Raw genomic sequence first — 23,851 nt, forward strand, 5'->3', positions numbered from 1 at the left:
CCGATGCGTGGGGCCGGCGGCCCGGGTGACTCTCGAAGAGGGAACACCCCCGGGTCCCTTCGCCTCCGCCCGACCGACGGAAAGGAGCGGAGACATGCCTCGATCCGACGACACGGGGCGCACCGGCCCCGAAGACCGTCCGGTACGCGGTCGGGGCCGGCGCCGGTCCGGCGCCTGGCTGGCCGTGGCCCTCGGGGTCTGGGCCGTGGTGGCCGGGGCCGCCCTGCCCAACGGGCTCGTGCTGGCGGCCGGACTGGTCGTGGCCGCACTGGCGGTGAACCGCCTGTGCGCGGCCGATCCGCGGGCCACCCGCCGGGCGAAGCCGATGACACCCCCGTTCTAGGTCCCGTCGTCAAAGCAGCGCGGGCCAGGCGGGATTTCGACGACAGGACCCGGCGGGTGCCGTCGGCCCGGCCCGGGCAGCTCTCACCTACGGACGTCCCCCGTTCGCGGACGCTCCCGGTTACGGACGCCCGGCCGGGTCCTGGTCGGGGGCCGTCTCCGGGACGCTCTCCCGGGACTTCGCGGGGGAGGGCACGGCGGCGAGCAGCGGGGTGCTCCCGGCGCGGCGCCCGATGAACCACGCGGCCAGCGGCTCGGTGTACCGGGCGGTGAGCGGCCCGATCACCACGAGGATGAGCACGTAGGCGGTGGCCAGCGGCCCGAGGGCCGGTTCGATGCCCGCGGAGACGGCGAGCCCGGCGATGACGATCGAGAACTCGCCGCGGGCGACGAGCGTGCCGCCGGCCCGCCAGCGGCCCTTGACCCCGATCCCGGCGCGCCGCGCGGCCCAGTAACCGGTGGCGATCTTCGTGACCGTGGTGACCAGCGCGAGCGCGAGCGCGGGCAGCAGGACGGGCGGAATGCTCGCCGGGTCGGTGTGCAGGCCGAAGAAGACGAAGAACACCGCGGCGAACAGGTCCCGCAGCGGGCTGAGCAGGGTGTGCGTACCCTCGGCCACCTCACCGGACAGGGCGATGCCGACCAGGAACGCGCCGACCGCGGCGGAGACCTGCAGCTGCTGGGCGATGCCCGCGACGAGCAGGGTCAGGCCGAGGACGACGAGGAGCAGCTTCTCCGGGTCGTCGCTGGAGACGAACCGGGAGATGACGCGGCCGTAGCGGACGGCGACGAACAGGACCGCGCCGGCCACCCCGAGGGCGATCGCGAGGGTCAGGCTGCCCGCCGCGAGACCGACACCGGCCAGCAGCGCGGTGATGATGGGCAGATAGACGGCCATGGCCAGGTCCTCGAGGACCAGGACGCTGAGGATGACCGGGGTCTCGCGGTTGCCGAGCCGCCCGAGATCCCCCATCACCTTGGCGATGACGCCGGACGAGGAGATCCAGGTGACCCCCGCCAGCACCACGGCGGCCACCGGCCCCCAGCCCATCAGCAGCGCGGCGAGCGCACCCGGCACGGCGTTGAGGGTGAAGTCCACCAGCCCGGCCGGGTACTGGGTCTTGAGGTTGGAGACCAGATCGGTGGCCGTGTACTCCAGCCCCAGCATCAGCAGGAGCAGGATGACGCCGATCTCGGCGCCGATCGCCACGAACTCCTCGCTGGCGCCCATGGGCAGCAGTCCGCCCGTACCGAAGGCGAGGCCGGCCAGCAGGTACAGGGGGATCGGGGAGAAGCGGAAGCGGCCGGCGAGCCGGCCCAGCAGTCCCAGGCCCAGGATGATCGCACCGAACTCGATCAGGAAGACAGCGGAGTGCACAGGCGATCACTCCCGTCCGAGTATGGAGGCGGCCGCGTCGACGCCCTCGCGGGTGCCGATCACGATGAGCGTGTCCCCGCCGGCGAGGCGGAAGTCGGGGGCGGGGGAGGGGCGGGCCTCGGCCCGGCGCAGGACCGCGACGATCGAGACGCCGGTCTCCGTCCGCATCCGGGTCTCGCCCAGCAGCCGGCCGTTCCAGTGCGAGTGCGTGGACAGCTCGATGCGCTCGGCCACCAGTCCGAGGTCGGTGGTGTGCAGCAGGTTGGGGCTGTGGTGCGCGGGCATCAGCGCGTCGATCAGCGAGGTGGTCTCCGCCCCCGTCAGGTGCAGGGACTGCGCGCACGCGTCGGGATCGTCCGCGCGGTAGACGTTCACCGTACGGGTCCCGTCGCGGTGGGCGATCACCGACAGGTGGCGGTGCTCGCGGGTGGTGAGGTCGTACTGGACCCCGATGCCGGGCAGTGGCGTGGTGCTCATCCGTGGAGCAGGCACAGCTCTGTCCCCCCTTGCTTCGTGTTCGGCCGTGGTGCGGCGCAGCCCGGCGGAAGGCAGGTTCCGGATACTGCGCGCGCTCATCGTGCCACTTTCCGCGTGGGCCGGGATATGGGTGTCGGCACGGATGGACAAGGCCCCCGGCGGACGACAGGCTGAAGCGGGGACACGGATCCCACCGCAGGTCAATGCAGGTCACCGCAGGTGCGGGGCGGCGTCGGCGGGGATAGTGGAAGTGAGTGGTCCGCCCGGGCGGCGGACCGTCGGACGAGGGGAGAGACGACCGTGTCGCTGTACTGGCGGATCTTCCTGCTCAACGCGGCCGTCCTCGTCACGGCCGTCCTGCTGCTGCTCGGACCGGTCACCGTCTCCACCCCCATCCTCTTCGGGGAGGCCGTGGTGCTCCTCGCGGGCCTTGCGGCCATGCTGATCGCCAACGCCGTCCTGCTCCGCATCGGACTGGCACCGCTCGGCCGGCTGACCCGGGCGATGAGCGCCGTCGACCTGCTGCGCCCCGGCAGCCGGGCCCGGGTGGAGGGCCCCGGCGAAGTGGCCGATCTGACCATGTCCTACAACGCCATGCTGGGCCGGCTGGAGGCGGAGCGGGCAGGGAGCAGCGCCCGCGCCCTCTCCGCGCAGGAGGCCGAACGCCGGCGCATCGCGCAGGAGCTCCACGACGAGGTGGGCCAGACCCTCACCGCCGTCCTGCTCCAGCTCAAGCACGCCGCCGACCGGGCCCCGGACCCCTTGCGGGAGGAGCTCCACCAGGTGCAGGAGACGACCCGGACCAGCCTGGACGAGATCCGGCGCATCGCCCGCAGGCTGCGCCCGGGAATCCTCGAGGAGCTCGGGCTGCACAGCGCCCTGCGCGCCCTGACGGCCGAGTTCAGGAGCGGGTCGCTGACCGTGCGGCACGTCATCGGCCCGGGCGTCCCCCGGCTGGACGATGCGGCCGAACTCGTCGTCTACCGGGTCGCCCAGGAGGCCCTGACCAACGCCGCCCGGCACGCGCGGGCGACCGCCGTCGAGGTGCACCTGGCGGTCCGTCCCGACGGGGCGGTCCGGCTGCTCGTACGGGACGACGGCAGGGGGATCGGCGCGGCCGGTGAGGGCGCGGGGATCCAGGGCATGCGCGAACGGGCCCTGCTGATCGGCGCGGACCTCGCCATCGGGGGCGGCCCGCAGGGCGGCACCGACGTACGGCTGGACGTGCCCGCCGTCGCCACGGCCGCCGCCTCTGCTCACGCCGCCGCCACCGCGACCGAAACCGCGGCCGCGCCAGAAACCACAACCACAACCACGACCACAACCGGCCGAGGGCTCGGGGAGGGGAAGCGTTGACCACCCCGGAACGGGCGCCGACCCGCGTCCTGCTCGCTGATGACCACGCCCTCGTACGGCGCGGGGTCAGGCTCATCCTCGACGCCGAGCCGGACCTCACGGTGGTCGCCGAGGCCGGCGACGGCGCGGAGGCGGTCGCCCTGGCCCGTACCGGCGAGGTGGACCTGGCCGTCCTCGACGTGGCGATGCCCCGGATGACCGGGCTGCAGGCCGCACGGGAACTCTCCCGGCTGCGGCCCGAACTGCGCATCCTCATCCTCACCATGTACGACAACGAGCAGTACTTCTTCGAGGCGCTCAAGGCGGGCGCGGCCGGCTACGTCCCCAAGTCGGTGGCCGACCGCGACCTCGTCGAGGCGTGCCGGGCGGCGATCCGGGACGAGCCGTTCATCTATCCCGGCGCCGAGACGACCCTCATCCGCAACTACCTCGACCGGGCCCGCCAGGGCGATCCGCTGCCCGCCCGGGCGATCACCGAGCGCGAGGAGGAGATCCTCAAGCTCGTCGCGGAGGGCCACTCCTCGAAGGAGATCGGCGACCTCCTCGTCATCAGTGCCAAGACGGTGGAGCGCCACCGGGCCAACCTGCTGCAGAAGCTGGGCATGCGCGACAGGCTCGAGCTGACCCGGTACGCGATCCGGGTCGGCCTGATCGAGCCGTAGCCGGCAGGTCCGCGGGTCCACCCTCGTAGGTGCGAGGTGGTGCGCCCGGCCCCCGCCCCCGAGCATGACGCCGGGACCGCCCGTCCGGGCGCCGTCCACAGGGGCCGGGAGGGGAAGACGTGCTGCGGTATCCGAGCAGGCTGCGGGCGGTGGTGCTGATGTGCGTGGCGGGACTGGTGCTGGCGGGTGCTGCGCCCGCGTCCGCCGCAGAGCAGGGAAATGCGGCCGCGGCCGCGGCGAAGCCGGCGTTCCAGCTGCCCTTCCAGTGCGGAACGAAGTGGGACCTGAACACCTGGGGCCACAACCCCGCGCTGGACCTCGTGGTGGAGGACAACACCGGCTCCGACGTACTGCCCGTCCTGGCGTCCGCCGCCGGCACCGTGTCCGCCACGTACTGGAACAACGGCTCGGGCAACACCATCCAGATCAACCACGGCAACGGCTGGTTCACGGCGTACTACCACCTGAAGGACGACCCGGCGGCGTACGTCAGGAAGGGCGACCCCGTCCAGCCGTCCACCCGGATCGGCCGCATCGGCACCACGGGCGCCTCCACCTGGTCCCACCTGCACTACGAGCAGCGCTACCTCGCCTCCGGTGACTTCACGGACGAGAGCCACCGCGTACCGGTCCACTTCGACGGGGTCGAGTACTCGGGCCAGGCGAAGGAGTGGCGGGGCGTCACCAGCCGCAACTGCGCCGGTACGCCCGCCCCCGCCTGGCAGGACTGCCCGCCCGGCAACGTCTGCTTCTACTCGGGAGCCGACGGAACCGGAACCGTGTGCCGGTCCGCCGGCGACGAGCCCCGGAGCACGTGCGGGCTGCGCAAGTCCTTCTTCAACAACGGCACGACGCAGCCGGGTTATGACCACGTACAGGTGTACTTCAAGGAGGGCGGCAGCGCCTGCCTGCACCGGGGCTGGGACGAGGGGCGCGGGAACCTTCCCGCGGGCGGCCGGACCATCGACCGGTTCCAGTGGCGCGGCGAGTGCTGAGTCCGGGTCATCGTTGCAGGAACGATTGATTCCGCTGGCTAACCTTCCCCTGCATCTCGGGGGAAGGAAGCAGTGTGGACAGCATCATCGTGGTTCCGGGACCCACCATGTCCCCGGCCGCACAGATCCGGCTGGCACCGGGGCAGACCCTCCGGTTCGGCCGTGACGACTTACCCGGCCCACCCGACGCCCGCAGCTCGGGCGGCGGCGGCCCGCACGCGCACGCCATGAACGCCCCGCGCGCCATGAACGCCCCGCACACCCTGCACGTCCCGCACACCCTGCACGTCCCGCACGCCGGGGTCTCGCGCTCGGCGGGGGAGATCACCGCCACCGGCACGTACTGGTCGCTGAGCAACTTCTCCCGCGCGGCGACCTACGTGGTCGAGAACCCCGAGGGCGCCGGCGAGCACATCAAGATCGCGCCCGGGCGGCTGGACGCTCCGGTCCCGTTCGAGTTCGCCCGGATCGTCCTGCCCGCCGGCTCCGAACTGCTCACCCTGGACGTCTGGGCGCCGCGCCACGACTACGCCGACCGGGACGAACCGGGCGAGCACGACGGCGAGCCGACCGTACTCCCCTTCCCGCTCGACCGCTCCAGCCGGTACTTCCTGGTCCTGACCGCGCTCTGCGAACCGCGCCTGCGGGGCGAACCGCACGCGCCCCTGCCCACCGTCGAGCAGGTGGTCGAACGGCTGAAGCCGTCGTGGCTCGCGGCCAACCGCGCCGCCGTGCAGTGGAACATCGACTACCTCGCGGTCAAGCTCCGACTCAAGCCCGGCCCCGACACGGCGGATCCGGGTCCACGGCTGGTCGGCAAGAAGGAGACCCTGGTCTCGCTGGCGCTGCGCTTCGACCTCGTCCGTGAGACCGACCTGGCGGCCCTGCCGGCCGCCCCGACCGGTACCGTCCGCTGACCGGGACGGCCGGGCACCCCGGCGCCCTCACGGTCCCGACCGGCTACCGGGTCGGCCCCTGGACCGTCGGGCCGCTGCTGGGGGCCGGCGCCTTCGGCAGCGTGTACGCGGCCCGGCGCGCCGTACCCGAGCCGGGGCTGCCGGGCCGGGCCGCGCTCAAGGTCCTGCCGACCGGCACCCGCACGCCGCGCCAGCTTCGGCACCTGCGCGAGCTCGCCGAGCGCGAGACCGAGGTGCTGCGCCGGGTGTGCTCACCCCGGCTGATCCGGCTGTACGAGGTGCTCACGGTCGACGACCCCGGCCGCCCCGAACTCGACGGCGCAACCGTGCTCGTACTGGAGGAGGCGGCGGGCTCCCTGGACGCCCTCCTGGCCGACGGGGTGCCCGAGGCCGGTCCCGCCCTCCTCGCCCAGGTCTGCGAGGGGCTCGGTCAACTCCACCGCGCGGGCTGGGTGCACGGGGACCTCAAGCCGGGGAACGTCCTGCTGATGGCCGACGGCACGGCGCGCCTGGGCGACTTCAACATGGCGGCGGAACTGGAGGGCACCCACGCCTACTCACCGGCCTTCGCCACACCCGACTACACCCCGCCCGACCTGCTCTGGGCGGAGGTCGGCGAACGCGGTACGAAGATCCGCCCGACGGCCGACATCTGGGCCTTCGGCGTCCTGGCCCACGTCGTCCTGACCGGCCTGCTGCCGCTGCCCGGCGGCACTCCCGCCGCCCGCCGCGACGCGGCGCTGCGCTACGCCAGGGGCGAGGAGGAGCTGCGGCTGTCGCCGGAACTGCCGGAGCCGTGGCGCGACATCGTCCGCGACTGCCTGGCCCGAAGGCACGAGGACCGGGTCGCGCACACGGCGGCGTCGCTGCTGCCCCGGGTGGAGGCCGCGGCCGCCGGCACGATAGTCCCTTCCCCGCGGACGCTCCGTAGGCCCGGTCGCCGGCGCCGCGCCCTGATTGCGGCCGGCGCGGCGGCGGCGCTCGCGGGCCTGGGCGCCGCATGGGGCTCGGGGCTGATCCACGTCGAGGAGTCCGACGAGGCGGCGGGGTACGACCGGTGCCGGCGCGGGGCCGTCTGCTTCTTCGCGGAGGAGGACGGCCGCGGCGAGATGTGCTCCTGGGTCGACGGCGGCGCCGACTGGATCGACGGCCCGACCCCCTGCCCCTGGACGGCCCGCCAGGCACCCCGCTCGGTCTTCAACAACGGGTTCGACCTCCACGAGGGCGCGAGCCAGGTCGACGTCCTCTACTACGCGCAGCCCGCCCGCCAGGACCTGCTGGGCTGCGTCAAGGTGGGCACCAGCACCAACCTCACCACCCCGACCCGCCCCCGCTCCCACGCCTGGGTCCCGCACTGCTGACCACGGCCGGCCCCCGCCGCGAAAGGGCTGGTCGCCGATGGCCCGACAGGAGCTCCACCCGGACGAGTCCGACCGGGTCGGCGAGCTGCTCCGCTGGCTGGCCGAGAGGGCTCACGAAATGCACCTGCTCGGGGACGGTGCGGTGAGGATCGGATTCCTCAGGTGCCACGAAGCCGAGGTCCCGGATGTACTTCGGGTCGAGAGCGGGCAGGTCGGCTGGCCGGCCTGAAGAGTCGGTGTCGAGGACGGGCGGTCGGGGCCCCGGTACTTCCACGCGGTGACTCCGTGGGCGGCGGTGGTCGACCCACCGCCGCCCACGGACCGCGTGGGACGGCCTAGTCGACGACCTGCGCGAACCGCGCCCAGTCGGTGAACTCCCAGTCCCAGCGGCGGCAGACCCGTTCGCGGGGAAGGTTCTCGGCCGAGGGGTCGAGGAGCAGGAGCTTGACGTGCTTTCCGTCACCGACGACCACGGCGAGCAGGTACCCGCCCGGGGCCGTGAGCATGAGGGACATCTCGTTGTTCGTCATGGCGAACCGGGCGTCCGGCCGGTCCACCTTCTTCACCTCGATCCGTACGGAACGGCCTTCGGAATCCGTTCCGTCCAGGTCGTAGCCGACGTTCTGGCCACTGACGTCGCTCAGGTTCCAGCCGCGGCCGTTGAGGAACTCCATGGTGGCCACCTCGGCAGTGCGCCATCGGGCCATGACGACGGGGAAGGAACCCTCGGGCAGGGCGGTGGCGGCTCGGGTGGCCGCCACCGGGGCGGGGGCCGCGGCGAGAGCCGTGCCGGAGGCCGCGCCGGGCGCGGCGTCCGCCGCGTCCACCGCCGCGTCCACGAGCTTGCGCTCGGCAGTGGTGAGCTTTCGGCCGTGGGTGCGCGCCAGCTCTCCGAGGTGCCGGCCCAGCCGGCCCTGGAGGGCGCCGGACAGCGCCGCGACGTCCGGCCCGGTCACCACGTCGGTGAAGTCGAGCGTGCGCAGGCCCAGCACGGCCTTCGCCGCCCTGGCCGCCGTCTGGTTGCGCTGCGCGTACAGGGCGGCGGGCGCTCCGCCCGGGAACAGTACGGCCACGTCCTCGGGTTCGAGGGCCAGGCTCGAGTACGCGAACGACGGGCGGCGCGCCGTCATCTCCTCCCGGAGCGCGGTGAGCAGGACGGTACCGGCCGAGGTGCCCGCCGACACCAGGAGGCTGCGGATGTCCTCCCCCTCGAGGAGCAGCTGCCACAGCCGCTCGGACACCGGGTCGCTTGGAGTGCGGAGCCGGTCGGCCAGTGCCCGGGCCGCGTCGGCCAGGACCTGCCGCGTCGAGGCGTCGGCCACCACGGCGTGCGTGCGCGAGGGGTCGGTGAGCAGGTCGCCCGACACCACGACGGGCAGGCCGACCTCGTCGTCGAGCGGGAGGAAACAGGCGAGCCGGCCGCGGACGCCCGTCATCGCCAGGGCGCGTGCGTTGAGCGGTACGGCGACCGTCGCGGTGCCGTGCACCAGAACGCCGAACCGCGCCTCGCCCTCGTGGAGGTGGAGGACGACCTCGGACGGTCCGCGGTCGACCCGAACCTGCCGACCGGAACCGTTCGACCGGGTCTCGATCCGCGTGACGTTCCGCAGGAACAGCGCGCTGACCGGGTCGATGGAGTGCAGTCCGCCGTCGGCGCCGGGCCGGCAGGTGATGGTGAAGCTGGTGCCCTCGGTCCGGCCGCCGTCGCGGATGCCCGCGGGAATCCGGATCAGGGGCAGGGAGGCACCGGACGGTTCGCCGAGGAGCGCCGCGGCGGCCTCCTTGTCGAAGGTGAAGGCCACGCCGGCCGAGCGGACCTCGATACGGGCCGCCACGGCGGCCAGCGACTTGAAACCGATGCCCCGGTAGCCGATCGAGTCGCCGCCGCGGAGCTTGGTCGAGCTGGCGCTGCGGCACAGTGCCTCGACATCGCCCGCGTCGAGGAGCCTTCCGTCGTTGCTCCACGTGTAGCGGCCGCCTCCGAGGTCCTCGATGACCACGGAGGCCGATCCGGCGTCGTCGGAGTTCTGGAGCAGCTCGTAGGGCACCCGGTTGCGGTAGGTGTCCGCGAGGAGGTTCTCCATCCTGGCGATCTCACCGAAGAGGCCCGGGGCCTGGGCGTGTTCGCGGACGAGGGTGTCCTGCAGGGCGAGCAGGTGGCGTACGAGATCGCTCACAGGTCTTCCGCGTCCACGATCCGGACGATGACGCGCGCCGGCGTCCCGGCGTACTCGCCGAGGTCGTCACCGGCGTCCGCGATCCAGCGGGGCCGGCGAGAGGGCAGTTTGCCCGACTCGTTCACGGGGATGCTGCCGTAGAGGCTGATCTCCTTCTTGGTGAGGAGGAAGCCCCCCTCCTCCAGGATCTCCACGACCAGTCCGGGCAGGGGCACGGAGAAGGGGCACTCGTCCTCGAGCGTCGCGTCCTCGTCCCGCCAGTCCTCGGCGGCGAGGTGGGCGGCGAGGAGCTGGTCGGCGGTACCGAACTCCGCGCTGCCGGCGAGGTGCACCCGCAGGCACGAGTCGTACTCGTCGCGCAGGATGTGGGCGCTGCTCGTGGTGACGGCGAGCCGTACCGCCGTGTGCGTCGACTCGTCGATCACCTCGAGCGGGACCGCGGAGTACTTGCTGGACGGGAGGGCGAGACCCGAGTCGATCTCCTCCACGTCGAGGGAGGTGATCCGGAGCGCGATCTCCTCGGGCGCGAGGGGCTTCTTGCACTCCCACGAGGTGCTCTTCTCGGAGAAGCGCTGGGGCCGCTTGGACACCTTCTTCACCGTCTCGATCACGACCCGGTCGTAGCCGGGGGCGGTGGGAGCCCCCGCGCGGCCGAGGGAGAGCAGCAGCACGGGCGCGTAGTCGCCCCCGCTGAACCGGTCGGTCCAGTCCTCACCGAGGAAGCGCGCCGTGCCGGAGACCGCGACCTCCTGGAAGTGATCGTTCTTCCCGTAGGTCGTGGTGACCAGCCGGGCCTCGATCTCGTCGATCTGCCATCCCAGGAGGGACAACGAGAGCTCGTCGACCTCCACGTCGATCGGCTGCACCGTCTTGTTCTTGTCGCCCATGGTCCTGCCTGCCCTCCCCGCGAAACCTGCATGTCTCGCCGGACGAGGTCCGGCGAGGGGGACGATACCGCCTGGCCGGAACCCAAACCTCCGCATCCCCCCCGGCCAACGGGAACCCGCGTCCGCGCGTCAGTTGCGCACGTCGACGATGAGAGATTCCGACTGGCTCTTGTCGATGGCACTGAAGGTGATCGGCGGCCGCCCGGCCCCCGCGGTGGAGGCGGGCGCGACGGCGAAGACGCGGCTATCCGCATGGTGCAGGTTGCGCAGGCCGAATGACTGCAGACCGCGTCGCAGGCAGGTGCAACTTCTCTCCGGGCGCCTCTACTTCGCCCTGCCCAAGGGCGGCAAGACGCGCATCGTCGACATGCCCCGGTCGGTGGCTACGGAACTGGCCGCATACTTCCTCGACCATCCGGCGGTCGACGTCGAGCTCCCCTGGGGCGGACCGGAGCCCGACCGGGAGAAGCAGAGCTTCCCGCTCGTCCTCATGACGACGTACGGCAACGCCATCCGCGCCAACATCTTCAACGACGAGGCCTGGAAGCCAGCCCTCGCCGCGGCTGGAGTCATTCCCGTACGGGAGAAGGGCGCGCGGTGGAAAGCTTCGCGCAAGGACGGCTTCCACGTGCTCCGGCACACTTACGCCTCGGTCCTCCTCGAAGCGGGCGAGTCCATCGTCACGCTCGCCCGGTGGCTCGGTCACTCAAGTCCGACCATCACCCTCGACCACTACGCCCACTTCATGCCGGAGGTCGGCGGCAAGGGTCGCGCGGCCATCGACGCACTGCTCGGCACGGTGCCCGAGTACGTACCTGAGGGCCTCGTTTCCTCTCACGGCAGCATCTGAGAGCCCGTACCAACAGCGGTCACCTGGGCCCGGCAATGTTCCAGCCCCGCCGTCACCTCTGCCTGGTCCGAGCCGTCCTCGGTTGCCAGGAGTTCCCCGGCCGTAACCATGGCCGCCCAGAACTCGGGAGGTGAGCCCCGCCCGTTCCGGAACCGGGTCTGCGCGAAGAGTAGGAAGTGCATGGCGACGACGTCTTCCTCTCCCGCCTCGAACTCGTCGAAGAGGGGCCGTGCCTCGTGGATTCGAGCTTCGGCGTCCGGCCGGGACACTCCCAGGGCCAGCCATAGGTCCAACGGGGGCTACAGCGATGCTCGAACGCGATATAGGGGCGCGGTGACTTGAGCGTTCCGTCATTCCCGTGATCCCGGCTGGTCGTGCAGGTGACGACGCTGGGTTCAGCGGCAGAGGCCCATGATGGTGTCGTCGAAGTCGGGGAACTCCCGGGTCGCCAGCTCGATCACGGCTGCCGCCGACCGGCGCTGGTGCGGTGCGAATCCTTCGGCGATGGCTGCCAGCCCCGGATTGGGCTGCGCCCTCCAGTCCGGCTCGTAGGACGTGGCGGCTTCCCAGGGGCCGAAGCCGTCGGCCAGTAGCCACAGGAAGTCGCCCAGGTCGCGTGCTACGACACCGGTCTCGCCCTCGGAGCCGAGGAAGACGATGGGCTGCTCGGCCAGAGGGCGGCTCGGGCGGATGAGCCAGATCGCCGCGTACCCGCCCGTGCCGTCTTGTCCGAACACGCGGAAGTCGTTGCCGTCCAGTTCGCTGTTCCCGGTCCATGCCTGGAACCAGTCGGTGGTCTCGGCAGCGGACAGGAAGGCCGGGAAGGGTTCGAAATCGACCCCGGTCTTCCCGTCGGCGTAGTCGAATCGAACGGCCATCGCGGTGGCGAGCGCGGCGGGGAACTGGCGGTCATCGGTGGGCTTCACGGAGACAGGCTAGACAGGGGGTCGGACATCGACGCCCCACGGGCAAGGCCGTTGGACGACGGCTTGTAGTCGTCGGGGGAGACAGGACAGGCCTGGTCGCGACAACGGGTGGCACAGCATCTGCTGTGCCACCCGTTGTCGTTACCCTCCGCAATCGCGTGCCGTCGAAGGTGGTCGGCGGTGCGGGAGGGCTGGCCCCAAGGGCCGGGGGAGGGCCCGGCATGGGTGGGCTGCGGATTCTCCCCAGATTCTCCCCAGAGGTTCCTGCGGGCCGCTTCTCGGTGTTCGCAGGAGCTAAGTTGATCAATGGTGCTGCTGTGCGGTCTACAGCCAGTCGCGCTTCTTGAAGATGACGTAGAGGCTGACGCAGACCACCGCCATGAGGAGGATCGCGAAGGGGTAGCCGCCGGCCCACTTCAGTTCCGGCATGTCCTCGAAGTTCATGCCGTAGATCGTGCCGACCAGGGTCGGGGCGAAGAGGATGGCGGCCCAGGCGGAGATTTTCTTGATTTCCTCGTTCTGTTCGAAGCCGGCCTCGGCCAGGGCGCGCATTTCGGCGTTCTGTTGCTGGGAGACCAGGGTGGCGTTGACCGTCAGGATTTCGGTGAGGGCCTGGCGGAAGCCGTCGACGCGTTCGCTCGTGTGGGTTACGTGGTCCGCCACGTCGCGGAGGTAGCGCTGGAGTTCCTCGTCCGTGCCGTACTTCGCGAAGCCCGCCATCAGGCCGTGGAGCATGCCGACCAGGGGGCGCGTCGCGCGTTGGAACTCGACCATTTCGCGGGAGAGTTCGTAGATGCGGCGGGAGACCGACGGGTCCCCGCGGAAGACCTCCGTCTCGATCTCGTCGATGTCGGTCTGGACGCCCTCGACGACCGGGGCGTAGCCGTCCACCACCGCGTCGAGGATGGCGTACAGGGCGGCTTCCGGGCCGAGGGAGAGGAGCTCCGGGTTGGCCTCCATGCGGCGGCGGACCGCCGAGAGGTCCGGGGCGCCGCCGTGGCGGACCGTGATCAGGAAGTCCGGGCCGACGAAGATGTGCAGTTCGGCGAAGTCGACCTCCTCCTGGGCGTCGAGGTAGCGGGCGGCCCGCAGGACGACGAAGAGGGTGTCGCCGTAGCGTTCCAGCTTGGGGCGCTGGTGGGCTTCCAGGGCGTCCTCGACCGCGAGCTGATGGAGGTTGAACTCGCCAGCCAAGGAATGGAGTTCGGGCTCCGTGGGCCGGTGGAGTCCGATCCAGGCCATCCCGTCGGGTTCCTCGCGCAGCTGCCGGAAGGTGTTGGCCAGGGTGGCGGGGGAGGCGATCCGGCGGCCGTCGCGGTAGACGGCCGAGTCGATCACGCTGCGGTGGTTCGGGGGAGCGGCGGCCGTCGGGGCCGGCTGCGGGGCCGCGGTCGGCGGTCCCGCCGGAGGTGCGGCCGGGGGTGGGGAGGCGGGGCGGCGCCAGCCCGCCCGCTTCGCGGCGGACGGCGAGGGGCGGCGGTCGCGGTCTGGGCGCTCCGACATCGCAGGTCAGCTCCCGGTCGAACGTCTGTTTACGGGCAAGGGGCAGGATATAGGGGGAAAACGGCGCCCCGTGGAAAGGGGTCTGCTTTTTGGCCGCCTCCGGCTTCGGCGTGGAGTTGCTCGTTGCGGACAGATGCTGTCCGCAAGGGGGGTTAGCGTGCTGTCATGGCTTCCAGGACGACACACCCCGTACTCGGCACCCGCGCTCTGAACCGTGCCACGCTCGCCCGCCAATTGCTGCTGAGCCGCGCCGAGATGTCCGCCGGGGACGCCGTCGAGCACCTCCTCGGACTCCAGGCGCAGAACGTGAAGCCGCCCTACTTCCAGCTGCACGCCCGGCTCGCCGGCTTCCGGCCCGACGAGCTGGCCGGGCTCATGGAATCCCGCGCAGTGGTCCGGATGGTCACCATGCGGTCGACGATCCACACGCACACCGCCCACGACGCCCTGACGCTCAGGCCCCTCGTCCAGCCGGCCCGCGACCGGGAGGTCAACTACTTCCGCAAGGGCCTGGCCGGAGTGGACCTGGACCGGCTCGCCGAGCGTGCCCGCGCCTTCGTCGAGAACGAGCCGCGCACCATGGGCGAGCTCCGTGAGGAACTGCTCCGCGAATGGCCCGACGCCGACCCGCAGTCGCTGTCCGTCGCCGCACGCTGCCGGCTGCCGCTGGTCCAGGTCACACCCCGCGGGGTGTGGGGGCGCAGCGGCCAGGTCCGCCTCACCACCCTGGAGAACTGGCTCGGGAAGAGCGCCGATGCCGAAGCGGCGACGGCCCGGCCCGTGGACGAAGTCGTACGACGCTACCTCGCCGCCTTCGGCCCCGCCTCCGTCAAGGACATGCAGACCTGGGCCGGACTGACCCGGCTGCGCGAGGCCTTCGAGCGACTGCGCCCTGGCCTGGCCGTGTTCCAGGACGAGAACGGCGTGGAGCTCTTCGACCTCCCCGACGCCCCCCGCCCCGACGCGGACACCCCGGCGCCGCCCCGCTTCCTCCCCGAGTTCGACAACCTGCTGCTCTCCCACGCCGACCGCACCCGCGTGGTCGCCCCCGAGATCAAGGGGCGCTCGTGGACCGGCAATCAGGCCCACTGCACCCTGCTCGTCGACGGGTTCCTCGCCGGTCTGTGGAAACTGGAGGGGCAGGAGCTCACCGTCGAGCTGTTCGGCCGGGTGCCCAAGACGGCGAAGGACGAGATCGTCGCCGAGGGGGAGAAGATGATCGCCGCCATGGGCGACCCGGCCGCCCGGAGCGACCCGTCCGTGCGATTCGGGCCGATCAACCCCTGACACCCGCCCCGCGCACCCGCCGGGCGCCCGACCACCGTCAACTCACGGCTGACGCCGCACTGGTGATCCGTACGCCGAACGCGGCACGATGCCTGTCATGACGACCGACAGCACGCAGAACAGCGCCACCGCCCAGTTCCTGGCCGCGCGGGACTTCCTGCTGGAGCGCCGCGGTGACTACGAGGCCGCCCACGCCGGATTCACCTGGCCCCGCCCCCACCGCTTCAACTGGGCGCTGGACTGGTTCGACCACATCGCCGCCGGGAACGACGCCGACGCCCTGCGCATCGTCGAGGAGGACGGCATCAGCCGGAGCCTCACCTTCGCGGAGCTCGCCGTACGGTCCGGCGCGGCCGCCAACTGGCTGCGCGAGCAGGGTGTCGGGCCCGGCGACCGGATCCTCGTCATGCTCGGCAACCAGCGCGAGCTGTGGGAGGTGATGCTCGGCGCGATGAAGCTCCGCGCCGTCGTCATCCCCGCCACCCCCCTGCTCGGCCCGGCCGACCTGCGCGACCGGGTCGAGCGCGGCCAGGTGCGCCACGTCATCGCGCGCACCGAGGACACGGCCAAGTTCGACGAGGTACCGGGCGACTACACGCGGATCGCCGCGGGCGACCGGGTCCCCGTCGGGTGGCTGCGGCTGGCGGACACGGAGGGTGCCGACGGCGATTTCACGCCGCACGGCGAGACCCTCGCCACCGACCCGCTGATGCTCTACTTCACCTCCGGCACCACCGACCGCCCCAAGCTCGTCGAGCACACGCACGCCTCGTACCCCATCGGTCACCTCTCCACCATGTACTGGCTCGGGCTGCGCCCCGGTGACGTGCACCTCAACATCGCCTCGCCCGGCTGGGCCAAGCACGCCTGGTCCAATCTCTTCGCCCCGTGGAACGCCGGCGCCACCGTCTTCGTCCACAACTACACGCGCTTCGACGCCGAGCGACTGATGGCCGAGATGGACCGGCACGGCGTGACCACCTTCTGCGCCCCGCCCACCGTGTGGCGGATGCTGATCCAGTCCGACCTCACCAGGCTGGCGAAGCCCCCGCGCGAGGCCGTCGCCGCCGGGGAACCGCTCAATCCGGAAGTCATCGAGAAGGTCCGCGCGGCCTGGGGGGTGACCATCCGCGACGGCTTCGGCCAGACCGAGACCACCCTGCAGGTCGGGAACTTCCCCGGGGTGCCCGTCAAGCCCGGCTCCATGGGCCGCCCGGCGCCCGGCTACGAGATCGTGCTCCTGGACCCGGTCACCGGCAAGGAGTCCTCCGACGAGGGCGAGCTCTGCGTGGACCTGCGCACCCGGCCCGCCGGGGTGACGACCGGCTACCGCGACGATCCCGGGCGCACCGCCGAGGCCATGGCGGACGGGCTCTACCGCACCGGCGACATCGCCGCGCGCGACGCCGACGGCTACCTCACCTACGTCGGCCGCTCCGACGACGTCTTCAAGGCCTCGGACTACAAGATCAGCCCGTTCGAGCTGGAGAGCGCCCTGCTGGAGCACGAGGCGGTGGCCGAGGCGGCCGTCGTGCCGGCCCCGGACGAGCTGCGGCTGGCGGTCCCGAAGGCGTACGTCACCCTTGCGGGCGGCTGGGAGCCCGGGCCGGAGACGGCCCGGGTGCTGTTCGCGCACTGCCGCGCGGTGCTGTCCCCGTACAAGAGGATCCGCCGCATCGAGTTCGGCGAGCTCCCGAAGACCGTGTCCGGCAAGATCCGCCGGGTGGAGCTGCGGGAGCTCACCGCGGCCGGGTCGGCGGGAGAGTACGACGAGGCCGACCTCGGCTGAGCGCGACGGGCGCGAGCGGGAGTGCCTACGCGGGCGCCCGCGCCGGCGCGGGCGCGAGCCCTTACGCGGGCAGGTTCGCCTCGATCGCGGCGATGACCTCGGGGGCCTCGGGCTCGGTGCGGGGGCGGAAGCGCGCCACGACCTCGCCGGCCGGGGAGATCAGGAACTTCTCGAAGTTCCACTGGATGTCCCCGGCCTCGCCGTCCGCGTCCGGGGTCTTCACCAGCTCCTGGTAGAGCGGGTGCCGGTTCTCGCCGTTGACCTCGGACTTCTCCAGGATCGGGAAGGTGACGCCGAAGCCGGCCGCGCAGAAGGTCTGGATGTCCTCGGCGTTGCCGGGCTCCTGCTCGCCGAACTGGTTGCAGGGCACGCCGATGACCGTGAAGCCATTCTCCTCGTACGTGAACTGCAGGCGGGCCAGTCCCGAGTACTGCGGGGTGAGCCCGCACTGCGAGGCGGTGTTCACCAGGAGGATCGCCTTGCCCTTGTGGGCGGCGAGGCTGGTGGGCTCGTCGGACAGGGTGGTCAGCGGGATGTCGTACAGGCTCATCGGGCTCTCCTGGGCAGGAAGTAGGCAATGCCTACGAGCTTAGGGGGTAGCCCGCCGGGCGCGCCGATCATGGCGGATCCCGTCCGCTGCCCGCCCGCCGCCTACGCGTCCGGGCCGACCAGCGCGTCCGCCGGGTCGTTGACCGGCTGCGGCATGCCCGTCAGGTCCATGACGAACAGTGGTATCCCGAGGTCGTCCGCCCGCGCCCGGGCGTCCTTCGTGTACCCGGCCAGGGAGAAGTAGACGCTGGTCGCGGACGCGGTCAGGCCGTTCAGCCAGACGCACTCCACCGCCCGCAGTCCGGCCGGCGCGGTGGTCGGGTCCACCTGCGCCACCAGGCCCGGAGCCCGCAGGTCCACGGCCGCCGAGGGGATCGGGCGCCCGTCGGGCTGCCGTACGTCCCGGAAGCCGAGCCAGCGCAGGTACAGCGCGGCCGTGGCCACCGCGTCGCGGGCCGTACGGATGGTCACCGGCCGGAAGGCGGGCCGCGGCACCGGTGCGGCCGACGGAGGCGGGATGTGCGCCGGGCGCCCGCCCGTGGGCCCTGGCCCGGCGGCGCCGGGGTCCGGCCGGTCCGAGCCCGGGGCCGCACCGCTCGGGCCCGCAGTGGTCCCGGGCCCCGCAGTGATGCCCGTACCCGCGGCAGTGCCCGTACCCGCGACCCCCGCACCCGCGCCGCTCCCGTTGTCCGCCCGCTCCAGCGGGTGCACCGGAATCAGGACCACCGTCCCGCACGATCCGCAGCCCAGCTCCGGATGCGGCCACTCGCTCTCCCGTCCGCAGGCCGTGCAGCGCACCGTCACCCAGGTCTCCGACCAGGTGCGGTGCGTCAGCGGAACCGGTGGCGCCGCCAGATCCAGCGGGGGATGGACCGGGCTTCCGCACGCGCAGGGGAAGACCGGAGCGGTGTAGCCGTTCTCGCGCAGGCACGCCGGGCAGCGCACCGGTACCGCTTCCGCCATGAGACCTGGACCCCCTCCGTCGCTGTCCGTAGGTCCATGCTCCACCACCGGCGACCGCCGGGGGGAGGGTGCACGCCATTTCCGGGGGATTCCCGCCGGCGGATCAGTGATTTGTACAAGTCGGCGACCGACTTGCGGCTTTTGGTGGCTTCCGGGGTCCCCTGCCGCCTTGACGTCGAAGGACCCGCCGCTTAGCTTGTTCCGTATAGCAGAACAAAACTTCCGGATTACGGAAAAGCCTGACCGCCAGACCCGCAGGAGAACTCGATGCCTCGTATGACAGCCGCCGCCGCTGCAGTGGAGATCCTCAAGCTCGAGGGTGTCGAACAAGCGTTCGGTGTCCCCGGTGCTGCGATCAACCCGTTCTACCGCGAGCTCAAGAACGTGGGCGGCATCGCGCACACCCTCGCCCGCCACGTCGAGGGCGCTTCGCACATGGCCGAGGGCTACACGCGTGCCAAGGCGGGCAACATCGGTGTCTGCATCGGTACTTCGGGCCCGGCCGGCACCGACATGATCACCGGCCTGTACTCGGCGATCGCGGACTCGATCCCGATCCTGTGCATCACCGGTCAGGCCCCGGTCTCGAAGCTCCACAAGGAGGACTTCCAGGCCGTCGACATCGCCTCGATCGCCAAGCCCGTCACCAAGAAGGCCACGACCGTCCTGGAGGCCGCGCAGGTCCCGGGGGTGTTCCAGGAGGCCTTCCACCTGATGCGCTCCGGCCGTCCGGGCCCGGTCCTGATCGACCTCCCGATCGACGTCCAGCTGACCGAGATCGAGTTCGACCCGGAGACCTACTCCCCGCTGCCGGTCTACAAGCCGCAGGCCACCCGCGCCCAGGCCGCGAAGGCCCTGCAGTTCCTGCTCGAGTCGGAGCGCCCGCTGATCGTCGCCGGTGGCGGCATCATCAACGCCGACGCCTCCGACCTGCTGGTCGAGTTCGCCGAGCTGGTGAACGTCCCCGTCATCTCCACCCTGATGGGCTGGGGCACCATCCCGGACGACCACGAGCTGGCCGCCGGCATGGTCGGTGTGCAGACCGCGCACCGCTACGGCAACGCGACGTTCCTGGAGTCGGACTTCGTCTTCGGCATCGGCAACCGCTGGGCCAACCGTCACACCGGTTACAACCTGGACGCCTACACCAAGGGCCGCAAGTTCGTCCACGTCGACATCGAGCCCACCCAGCTCGGCAAGATCTTCGCCCCGGACTTCGGCATCGCCTCCGACGCCAAGGCCGCGCTGGAGCTCTTCATCGAGATCGCCAAGGAGCTCAAGGCCGAGGGCAAGCTGCCGGACTTCTCCGCCTGGACCGCCTCGGCGCAGGACCGCAAGGCGACCCTGCAGCGCCGTACGCACTTCGACAACATCCCCCTGAAGCCGCAGCGCGTCTACGAGGAGATGAACAAGGCGTTCGGTCCCGAGACCCGCTACGTCACCACCATCGGCCTCTCCCAGATCGCGGCCGCGCAGTTCCTGCACGTCTACCGCCCGCGCAACTGGATCAACTGCGGCCAGGCCGGCCCGCTCGGCTGGACCATCCCGGCCGCCATCGGTGCCGCCACCGCGGAGCCCGAGACCCCGATCGTCGCGCTGTCCGGCGACTACGACTTCCAGTTCATGATCGAGGAGCTGGCGGTCGCCGCCCAGCACAAGGTCCCCTACGTCCACGTCCTCGTGAACAACGCCTACCTGGGTCTGATCCGTCAGGCGCAGGGCGGCCTGGGCATCAACTTCGAGGTCAACCTCGAGTTCGAGAACATCAACACCCCCGAGCTGGGCGTCTACGGCGTCGACCACGTCAAGGTCGCCGAGGGCCTGGGCGTCAAGGCCATCCGCGTCACCGACCCGGACAAGCTGGGCGAGGCCTTCGAGGAGGCCAAGAAGCTGGCCCAGGAGTTCCAGGTCCCGGTCGTCGTCGAGGCCATCCTGGAGCGCATCACCAACATCGCGATGAGCAAGACGGTCGACATGAGCGACGTCACCGAGTTCGAAGAGCTCGCGACCGAGCCGGGCCACGCCCCGACCGCGATCAAGGCCCTGCAGGTCTGATCCCCCCGCACCACCCGGCGGCCCCCGTCCCTCCTTCCGGAGGGCGGGGGCCGTCCGCGCGCTCCGCGAACGCCCTGCGGGGCCCTCAGGGAGCCTGCGGGATCCGGGCAGGTACGGGTACGGGTACGGCGGTCAGCGCCGTGGCGCCGTCGGCCGCGGCGATGACGAACTCCACCGACCCCGCCGGCTCCGGCGCGTGCGCCGGCACGTCGATGACCTCGTACGCCGTCGCGAACGGCGTATGCCGCAACTCGTCGGACGTGAGGAGGGTGCCGCCTCCGTCGACGGGCCCGCCGGCGATGTCCTCGACGACCTCGGCGACCAGCCCGGCGCGGACCACGGCCGGATCCGGTACGTATACGTAGCGGCCCGCGGGCCGCACGGAGGGCTCGGGCAGGCCGCGCGCGGTGAGCGAGGCACCGGTCGGCAGCAAGGTGGCCCTGCGCACGGTGACCGGTTCGGGCGTGCCGTACAGGCCGAACCACAGGACCAGCTCCTGCACCTCGCCGTCGTACGAGATCCACTCGGCCTCGTCGGCCCGCCCGAGGTCCGGTACGGCCCCGGGTACGAGGCCGGGCGCGAGCCGGATCCAGCCGAGGCCGGTCGTGCGCACCTGCTCCAGGGCCCAGGACAGCGGCGGATCGTACGACTCGGGGTCGTGGCCCCCGTCCGGCCCCGGAGGCCGCATCAGGTCGATGAAGTCGGCCTCGCCCCGACCGCCGAACGCGGCGATGTCCTCGCAGGCGGCGATGAGCGACGGGTCGCTCCTGCCGTTCAGGGCCTGTTCGTTGGCCACGGCCATCGCGGCGGTCAGCGGGTCGGGGTCGACGGCCAGGGCGTAGTACTCCCGGCCCAGTACGAGGGCGTCGGCTCCGCTGCCCAGGAACATCGGCTCGACCAGCACCACACCCATCTCGCGCACGCGGTCCAGCTTGTACTCGGCCACGGCCAGGTGGGAGGACAGCTCGACCATGTCCGGGGTGAAGTACATGCGGGAGGCGTACGTCCCGAACTTGGCGGCCGCGAGCCCTCGCAGCCGGACCTGCTCCTCGGCCGCCGCCACCAGTGCGGGACCGCTCCGCCGCAGGGTGGCCGTCGCCGCGGAGTCCGGTTCTCCGCCCGGGCCGGCTTCCCCCAGGGCCGCCAGGAGGCTCTGCCCCTCATCCGACAGCAGGGCGCGGAACACCTGAAGATCCATCCGGCCATTCAACCAGCTGCCGCCGGCCCGCAGGGCGCGTCCGTTCGGGGCTTCGCCGCGTGCGTCGGCGCTCACCCGCCGGGGCGGAGCGGCCAGGCGCAGCACACTGGACGCCCGCTGGTAGGGACGGCCGCGGGTAGGGGCACCCGCTGGTAGGGACGCTTGCTGGTAGGGGCCGCCGCACACGACAAAGCGCCGGGTCACGGGACCGTCCGTGACTCGGCGCTCTGGTTTGTTACCGCCCGACGGTGCGAGGCTGGCGCGACAGGACGTTCGCACCGCCGGGCGGAGTGTGTGGGGAGGTGGGTACCTCCGCGTGCAGGGGGCTCTGTGCGTAGCCCCTGTACGAAGAGGGTTGGCTGGGACCGTGGCGGGCGGGCGACGAGAACTCCGGCGTCGTCTCCCTCAGGTCAAGAGACGGGCCTCGGAACCCATTACCACCGCACTGGCTCGCACGCTCGCCACGGTCCTCGTCCTGCCCTCACCGTGTACCACCCCTCATCCGGGTCCACGGGTCGGGCTGAGCACCCGGGGCCTGACCTCCCGTCAGGCCCCCGGTACATCTGGGTGGCTCAGGCGTCGCGCAGGGCGCGGACGGCCTCCTCGACGCGCTTGCCGTAGTCGGCGTCGGCGGCGTGGAAGTGAGCCAGGTTCTTCTCGATGACGTCTTCCAGGGTGACCTGAGACAGACCGCCGGCGATGTTCGCCACCAGACGCTGCTTCTCGGCCTCCGACATCAGGCGGTAGAGCTCACCGGCCTGGAAGAAGTCGTCGTCCTTGGTGTGGGCCGGGGCCTCGTGGGTGCCCGTGTAGCCGGAGACGGCCTTCGGGGCGCCCAGTGCCAGACCGGTCTCGGCCGGACCCTGGTACGAGTTGGGCTCGTAGTTCTTGTCGTGGCGCGAGCCGTTGCGCAGCGCCATGACGCCGTCGCGGCCGTAGTTGTCGGCCTTCGTCGCCTTGGGGGCGTTGACCGGCAGCACGGTGTGGTTCACACCGAGGCGGTAGCGCTGGGCGTCGGCGTAGGCGAAGAGACGGCCCTGGAGCATCTTGTCCGGCGAGGCGGTGATGCCCGGGACGAAGTTGTTCGGGGAGAAGGCGGACTGCTCGACCTCGGCGAAGACGTTGTCCGGGTTGCGGTCGAGGACCAGACGGCCCACGCGCTGCAGCGGGTAGTCGCTGTGCGGCCACACCTTGGTGAGGTCGAACGGGTTGAAGCGGTAGTCCGCGGCCTCGGCGGCGGGCATGATCTGCACGTACAGGGTCCACGAGGGGTTCACACCGCGCTCGATGGCCTGCAGCAGGTCGGTCTGGTGCGAGTTCGCGTCCTTGCCGACGAGCTCGGCGGCCTGCTCGCCCGAGAGGCTGCGGATGCCCTGGTTCGTCTTGAAGTGGTACTTGACGAAGAAGGCCTCGCCCTGCTCGTTCGTCCACTGGTACGTGTGGGAGCCGTAGCCGTTCATGTGACGGTACGACGCCGGGATACCGCGGTCACCCATGAGCCAGGTGATCTGGTGCGTCGCCTCGGGGGCGTGAGCCCAGAAGTCCCAGACGTTGTCCGGCTCCTGCTTGCCCGTGAAGGGGTCGCGCTTCTGGGAGTGGATGAAGTCGGGGAACTTGATCGGGTCCTTGATGAAGAACACCGGGGTGTTGTTGCCGACGAGGTCGTAGTTGCCCTCTTCGGTGTAGAACTTGAGCGCGAAGCCGCGCGGGTCGCGGACCGCGTCCGCGCCGCCGAGCGAGTCGGCGACGGTGGAGAACCGCAGGAAGGTCTCGGTCTTCTTGCCGACCGTGTTCAGGAACGCGGCGCTGGTGTAGGCGGTGACGTCGTCGGTCACCTCGAAGTAGCCGTATGCCGCCGAGCCGCGGGCGTGCACCACGCGCTCCGGGATGCGCTCACGGTTGAAGCGGGCGAGCTTCTCCAGGAGCTGCTGGTCCTGGACCAGGAGCGGGCCACCGACGCCGGCGGTGGCGGAGTTCTGATTGTCGGCGACCGGGGCGCCGGACTCGGTCGTCAGCGTGCGCTTCGACATGGTGACCTTCCGTACGGGGTAACTGCTGACGGAAAGCGTCTTCCGTCATGCGGAACAGCCTAAATTTGGCGAGAACTAAACGTCAACAGTTTGTTGAACGAAGTTGAAGGTGAGTGGAAATCCGGACGGCACCGGCACTTGGGCGCGAC

General features: G+C 71.4%; 21 protein-coding genes. 11 read left to right on the forward strand and 10 right to left on the reverse strand.

What is annotated here, in order from left to right; all coding sequences use genetic code 11:
* The first annotated feature begins 94 nt into the window (after positions 1 to 94).
* Positions 95 to 343, forward strand: a complete 249-nt coding sequence (locus tag OG444_RS30070; protein WP_327265136.1) for a hypothetical protein — start codon at positions 95 to 97, stop codon at positions 341 to 343.
* Between the two features lie 120 nt (positions 344 to 463).
* On the opposite strand, the gene OG444_RS30075 is transcribed toward OG444_RS30070, so the two are convergent.
* Positions 464 to 1,720, reverse strand: coding sequence for a cation:proton antiporter (locus OG444_RS30075; protein ID WP_327265137.1), 1,257 nt, complete (start codon positions 1,718 to 1,720; stop codon positions 464 to 466).
* 6 nt (positions 1,721 to 1,726) lie between these two features.
* Entirely contained in the window at positions 1,727 to 2,197 is a 471-nt protein-coding gene (locus tag OG444_RS30080) for a cation:proton antiporter regulatory subunit (RefSeq protein ID WP_327265138.1), read from the reverse strand.
* Positions 2,198 to 2,497: 300 nt separating this feature from the next.
* Between OG444_RS30080 and OG444_RS30085 the strand changes: the two genes are divergently transcribed.
* The 6 genes from OG444_RS30085 to OG444_RS30110 all read left to right on the forward strand — a co-directional run bounded on the left by OG444_RS30085 (position 2,498) and on the right by OG444_RS30110 (position 7,717).
* Positions 2,498 to 3,553, forward strand: a complete 1,056-nt coding sequence (locus OG444_RS30085; RefSeq protein WP_327265139.1) for a sensor histidine kinase — start codon at positions 2,498 to 2,500, stop codon at positions 3,551 to 3,553.
* A complete protein-coding gene (locus OG444_RS30090) occupies positions 3,550 to 4,215 on the forward strand; it encodes a response regulator (protein WP_202198956.1) in 666 nt (221 codons plus the stop codon). The genes OG444_RS30085 and OG444_RS30090 overlap by 4 nt, the downstream gene beginning before the upstream one ends.
* Positions 4,216 to 4,334: 119 nt before the next feature.
* Positions 4,335 to 5,210, forward strand: coding sequence for a peptidoglycan DD-metalloendopeptidase family protein (locus tag OG444_RS30095; protein WP_327265140.1), 876 nt, complete (start codon positions 4,335 to 4,337; stop codon positions 5,208 to 5,210).
* 74 nt (positions 5,211 to 5,284) lie between these two features.
* The gene (locus tag OG444_RS30100; RefSeq protein WP_327265141.1) at positions 5,285 to 6,127 is read left to right on the forward strand and encodes an FHA domain-containing protein; all 843 of its coding nucleotides are present in this window, start codon (positions 5,285 to 5,287) and stop codon (positions 6,125 to 6,127) included.
* Positions 6,124 to 7,488, forward strand: a complete 1,365-nt coding sequence (locus OG444_RS30105) for a serine/threonine-protein kinase (protein ID WP_327266975.1) — start codon at positions 6,124 to 6,126, stop codon at positions 7,486 to 7,488. The genes OG444_RS30100 and OG444_RS30105 overlap by 4 nt, the downstream gene beginning before the upstream one ends.
* Before the next feature lie 37 nt (positions 7,489 to 7,525).
* The gene (locus tag OG444_RS30110) at positions 7,526 to 7,717 is read left to right on the forward strand and encodes a hypothetical protein (protein WP_327265142.1); all 192 of its coding nucleotides are present in this window, start codon (positions 7,526 to 7,528) and stop codon (positions 7,715 to 7,717) included.
* 106 nt (positions 7,718 to 7,823) lie between these two features.
* Here the strand turns inward: OG444_RS30110 and OG444_RS30115 are convergent, their stop codons facing one another.
* Together OG444_RS30115 and OG444_RS30120 are read right to left on the reverse strand one after the other, a co-directional pair.
* Positions 7,824 to 9,665 carry a sacsin N-terminal ATP-binding-like domain-containing protein gene (locus OG444_RS30115; RefSeq protein ID WP_327265143.1) on the reverse strand — a complete coding sequence of 614 codons (1,842 nt, stop codon included), beginning with the start codon at positions 9,663 to 9,665 and terminating at the stop codon, positions 7,824 to 7,826.
* Positions 9,662 to 10,552 (reverse strand): hypothetical protein, encoded by an 891-nt coding sequence (locus OG444_RS30120; protein ID WP_327265144.1) that lies wholly within the window; start codon positions 10,550 to 10,552, stop codon positions 9,662 to 9,664. Before OG444_RS30120 ends, OG444_RS30115 begins: the two co-directional genes overlap by 4 nt.
* A 301-nt stretch (positions 10,553 to 10,853) precedes the next feature.
* On the opposite strand from OG444_RS30120, the gene OG444_RS30125 reads away from it, so the two are divergent.
* The gene (locus OG444_RS30125; protein WP_327265145.1) at positions 10,854 to 11,402 is read left to right on the forward strand and encodes a tyrosine-type recombinase/integrase; all 549 of its coding nucleotides are present in this window, start codon (positions 10,854 to 10,856) and stop codon (positions 11,400 to 11,402) included.
* A gap of 395 nt (positions 11,403 to 11,797) precedes the next feature.
* On the opposite strand, the gene OG444_RS30130 is transcribed toward OG444_RS30125, so the two are convergent.
* Both OG444_RS30130 and OG444_RS30135 read right to left on the reverse strand, forming a co-directional pair.
* Positions 11,798 to 12,328 (reverse strand): SMI1/KNR4 family protein, encoded by a 531-nt coding sequence (locus OG444_RS30130; RefSeq protein ID WP_327265146.1) that lies wholly within the window; start codon positions 12,326 to 12,328, stop codon positions 11,798 to 11,800.
* A 324-nt stretch (positions 12,329 to 12,652) separates the two neighbouring features.
* The gene (locus tag OG444_RS30135) at positions 12,653 to 13,831 is read right to left on the reverse strand and encodes a magnesium and cobalt transport protein CorA (RefSeq protein WP_327265147.1); all 1,179 of its coding nucleotides are present in this window, start codon (positions 13,829 to 13,831) and stop codon (positions 12,653 to 12,655) included.
* Between the two features lie 165 nt (positions 13,832 to 13,996).
* On the opposite strand from OG444_RS30135, the gene OG444_RS30140 reads away from it, so the two are divergent.
* A complete protein-coding gene (locus tag OG444_RS30140) occupies positions 13,997 to 15,118 on the forward strand; it encodes a winged helix DNA-binding domain-containing protein (RefSeq protein WP_327265148.1) in 1,122 nt (373 codons plus the stop codon).
* A 97-nt stretch (positions 15,119 to 15,215) separates the two neighbouring features.
* Positions 15,216 to 16,907 (forward strand): AMP-binding protein, encoded by a 1,692-nt coding sequence (locus OG444_RS30145; RefSeq protein ID WP_442810646.1) that lies wholly within the window; start codon positions 15,216 to 15,218, stop codon positions 16,905 to 16,907.
* 61 nt (positions 16,908 to 16,968) lie between these two features.
* On the opposite strand, the gene OG444_RS30150 is transcribed toward OG444_RS30145, so the two are convergent.
* On the reverse strand, positions 16,969 to 17,457 hold the full coding sequence (locus OG444_RS30150; RefSeq protein ID WP_327265150.1) for a glutathione peroxidase: 489 nt from the start codon (positions 17,455 to 17,457) through the stop codon (positions 16,969 to 16,971).
* 101 nt (positions 17,458 to 17,558) lie between these two features.
* On the reverse strand, positions 17,559 to 18,419 hold the full coding sequence (locus OG444_RS30155) for a hypothetical protein (protein WP_327265151.1): 861 nt from the start codon (positions 18,417 to 18,419) through the stop codon (positions 17,559 to 17,561).
* Between the two features lie 267 nt (positions 18,420 to 18,686).
* Between OG444_RS30155 and gcl the strand changes: the two genes are divergently transcribed.
* Entirely contained in the window at positions 18,687 to 20,474 is a 1,788-nt protein-coding gene (gene gcl / locus OG444_RS30160; RefSeq protein WP_033218096.1) for a glyoxylate carboligase, read from the forward strand.
* A gap of 85 nt (positions 20,475 to 20,559) precedes the next feature.
* On the opposite strand, the gene OG444_RS30165 is transcribed toward gcl, so the two are convergent.
* Positions 20,560 to 21,672, reverse strand: coding sequence for an SAM-dependent methyltransferase (locus tag OG444_RS30165; RefSeq protein ID WP_327265152.1), 1,113 nt, complete (start codon positions 21,670 to 21,672; stop codon positions 20,560 to 20,562).
* A 572-nt stretch (positions 21,673 to 22,244) separates the two neighbouring features.
* Positions 22,245 to 23,702, reverse strand: a complete 1,458-nt coding sequence (locus OG444_RS30170) for a catalase (RefSeq protein ID WP_030765355.1) — start codon at positions 23,700 to 23,702, stop codon at positions 22,245 to 22,247.
* Positions 23,703 to 23,851 lie beyond the last annotated feature (149 nt).

The sequence above is a fragment of the Streptomyces sp. NBC_01232 genome, from assembly GCF_035989885.1.
In the GTDB taxonomy this organism is placed as follows: domain Bacteria; phylum Actinomycetota; class Actinomycetes; order Streptomycetales; family Streptomycetaceae; genus Streptomyces.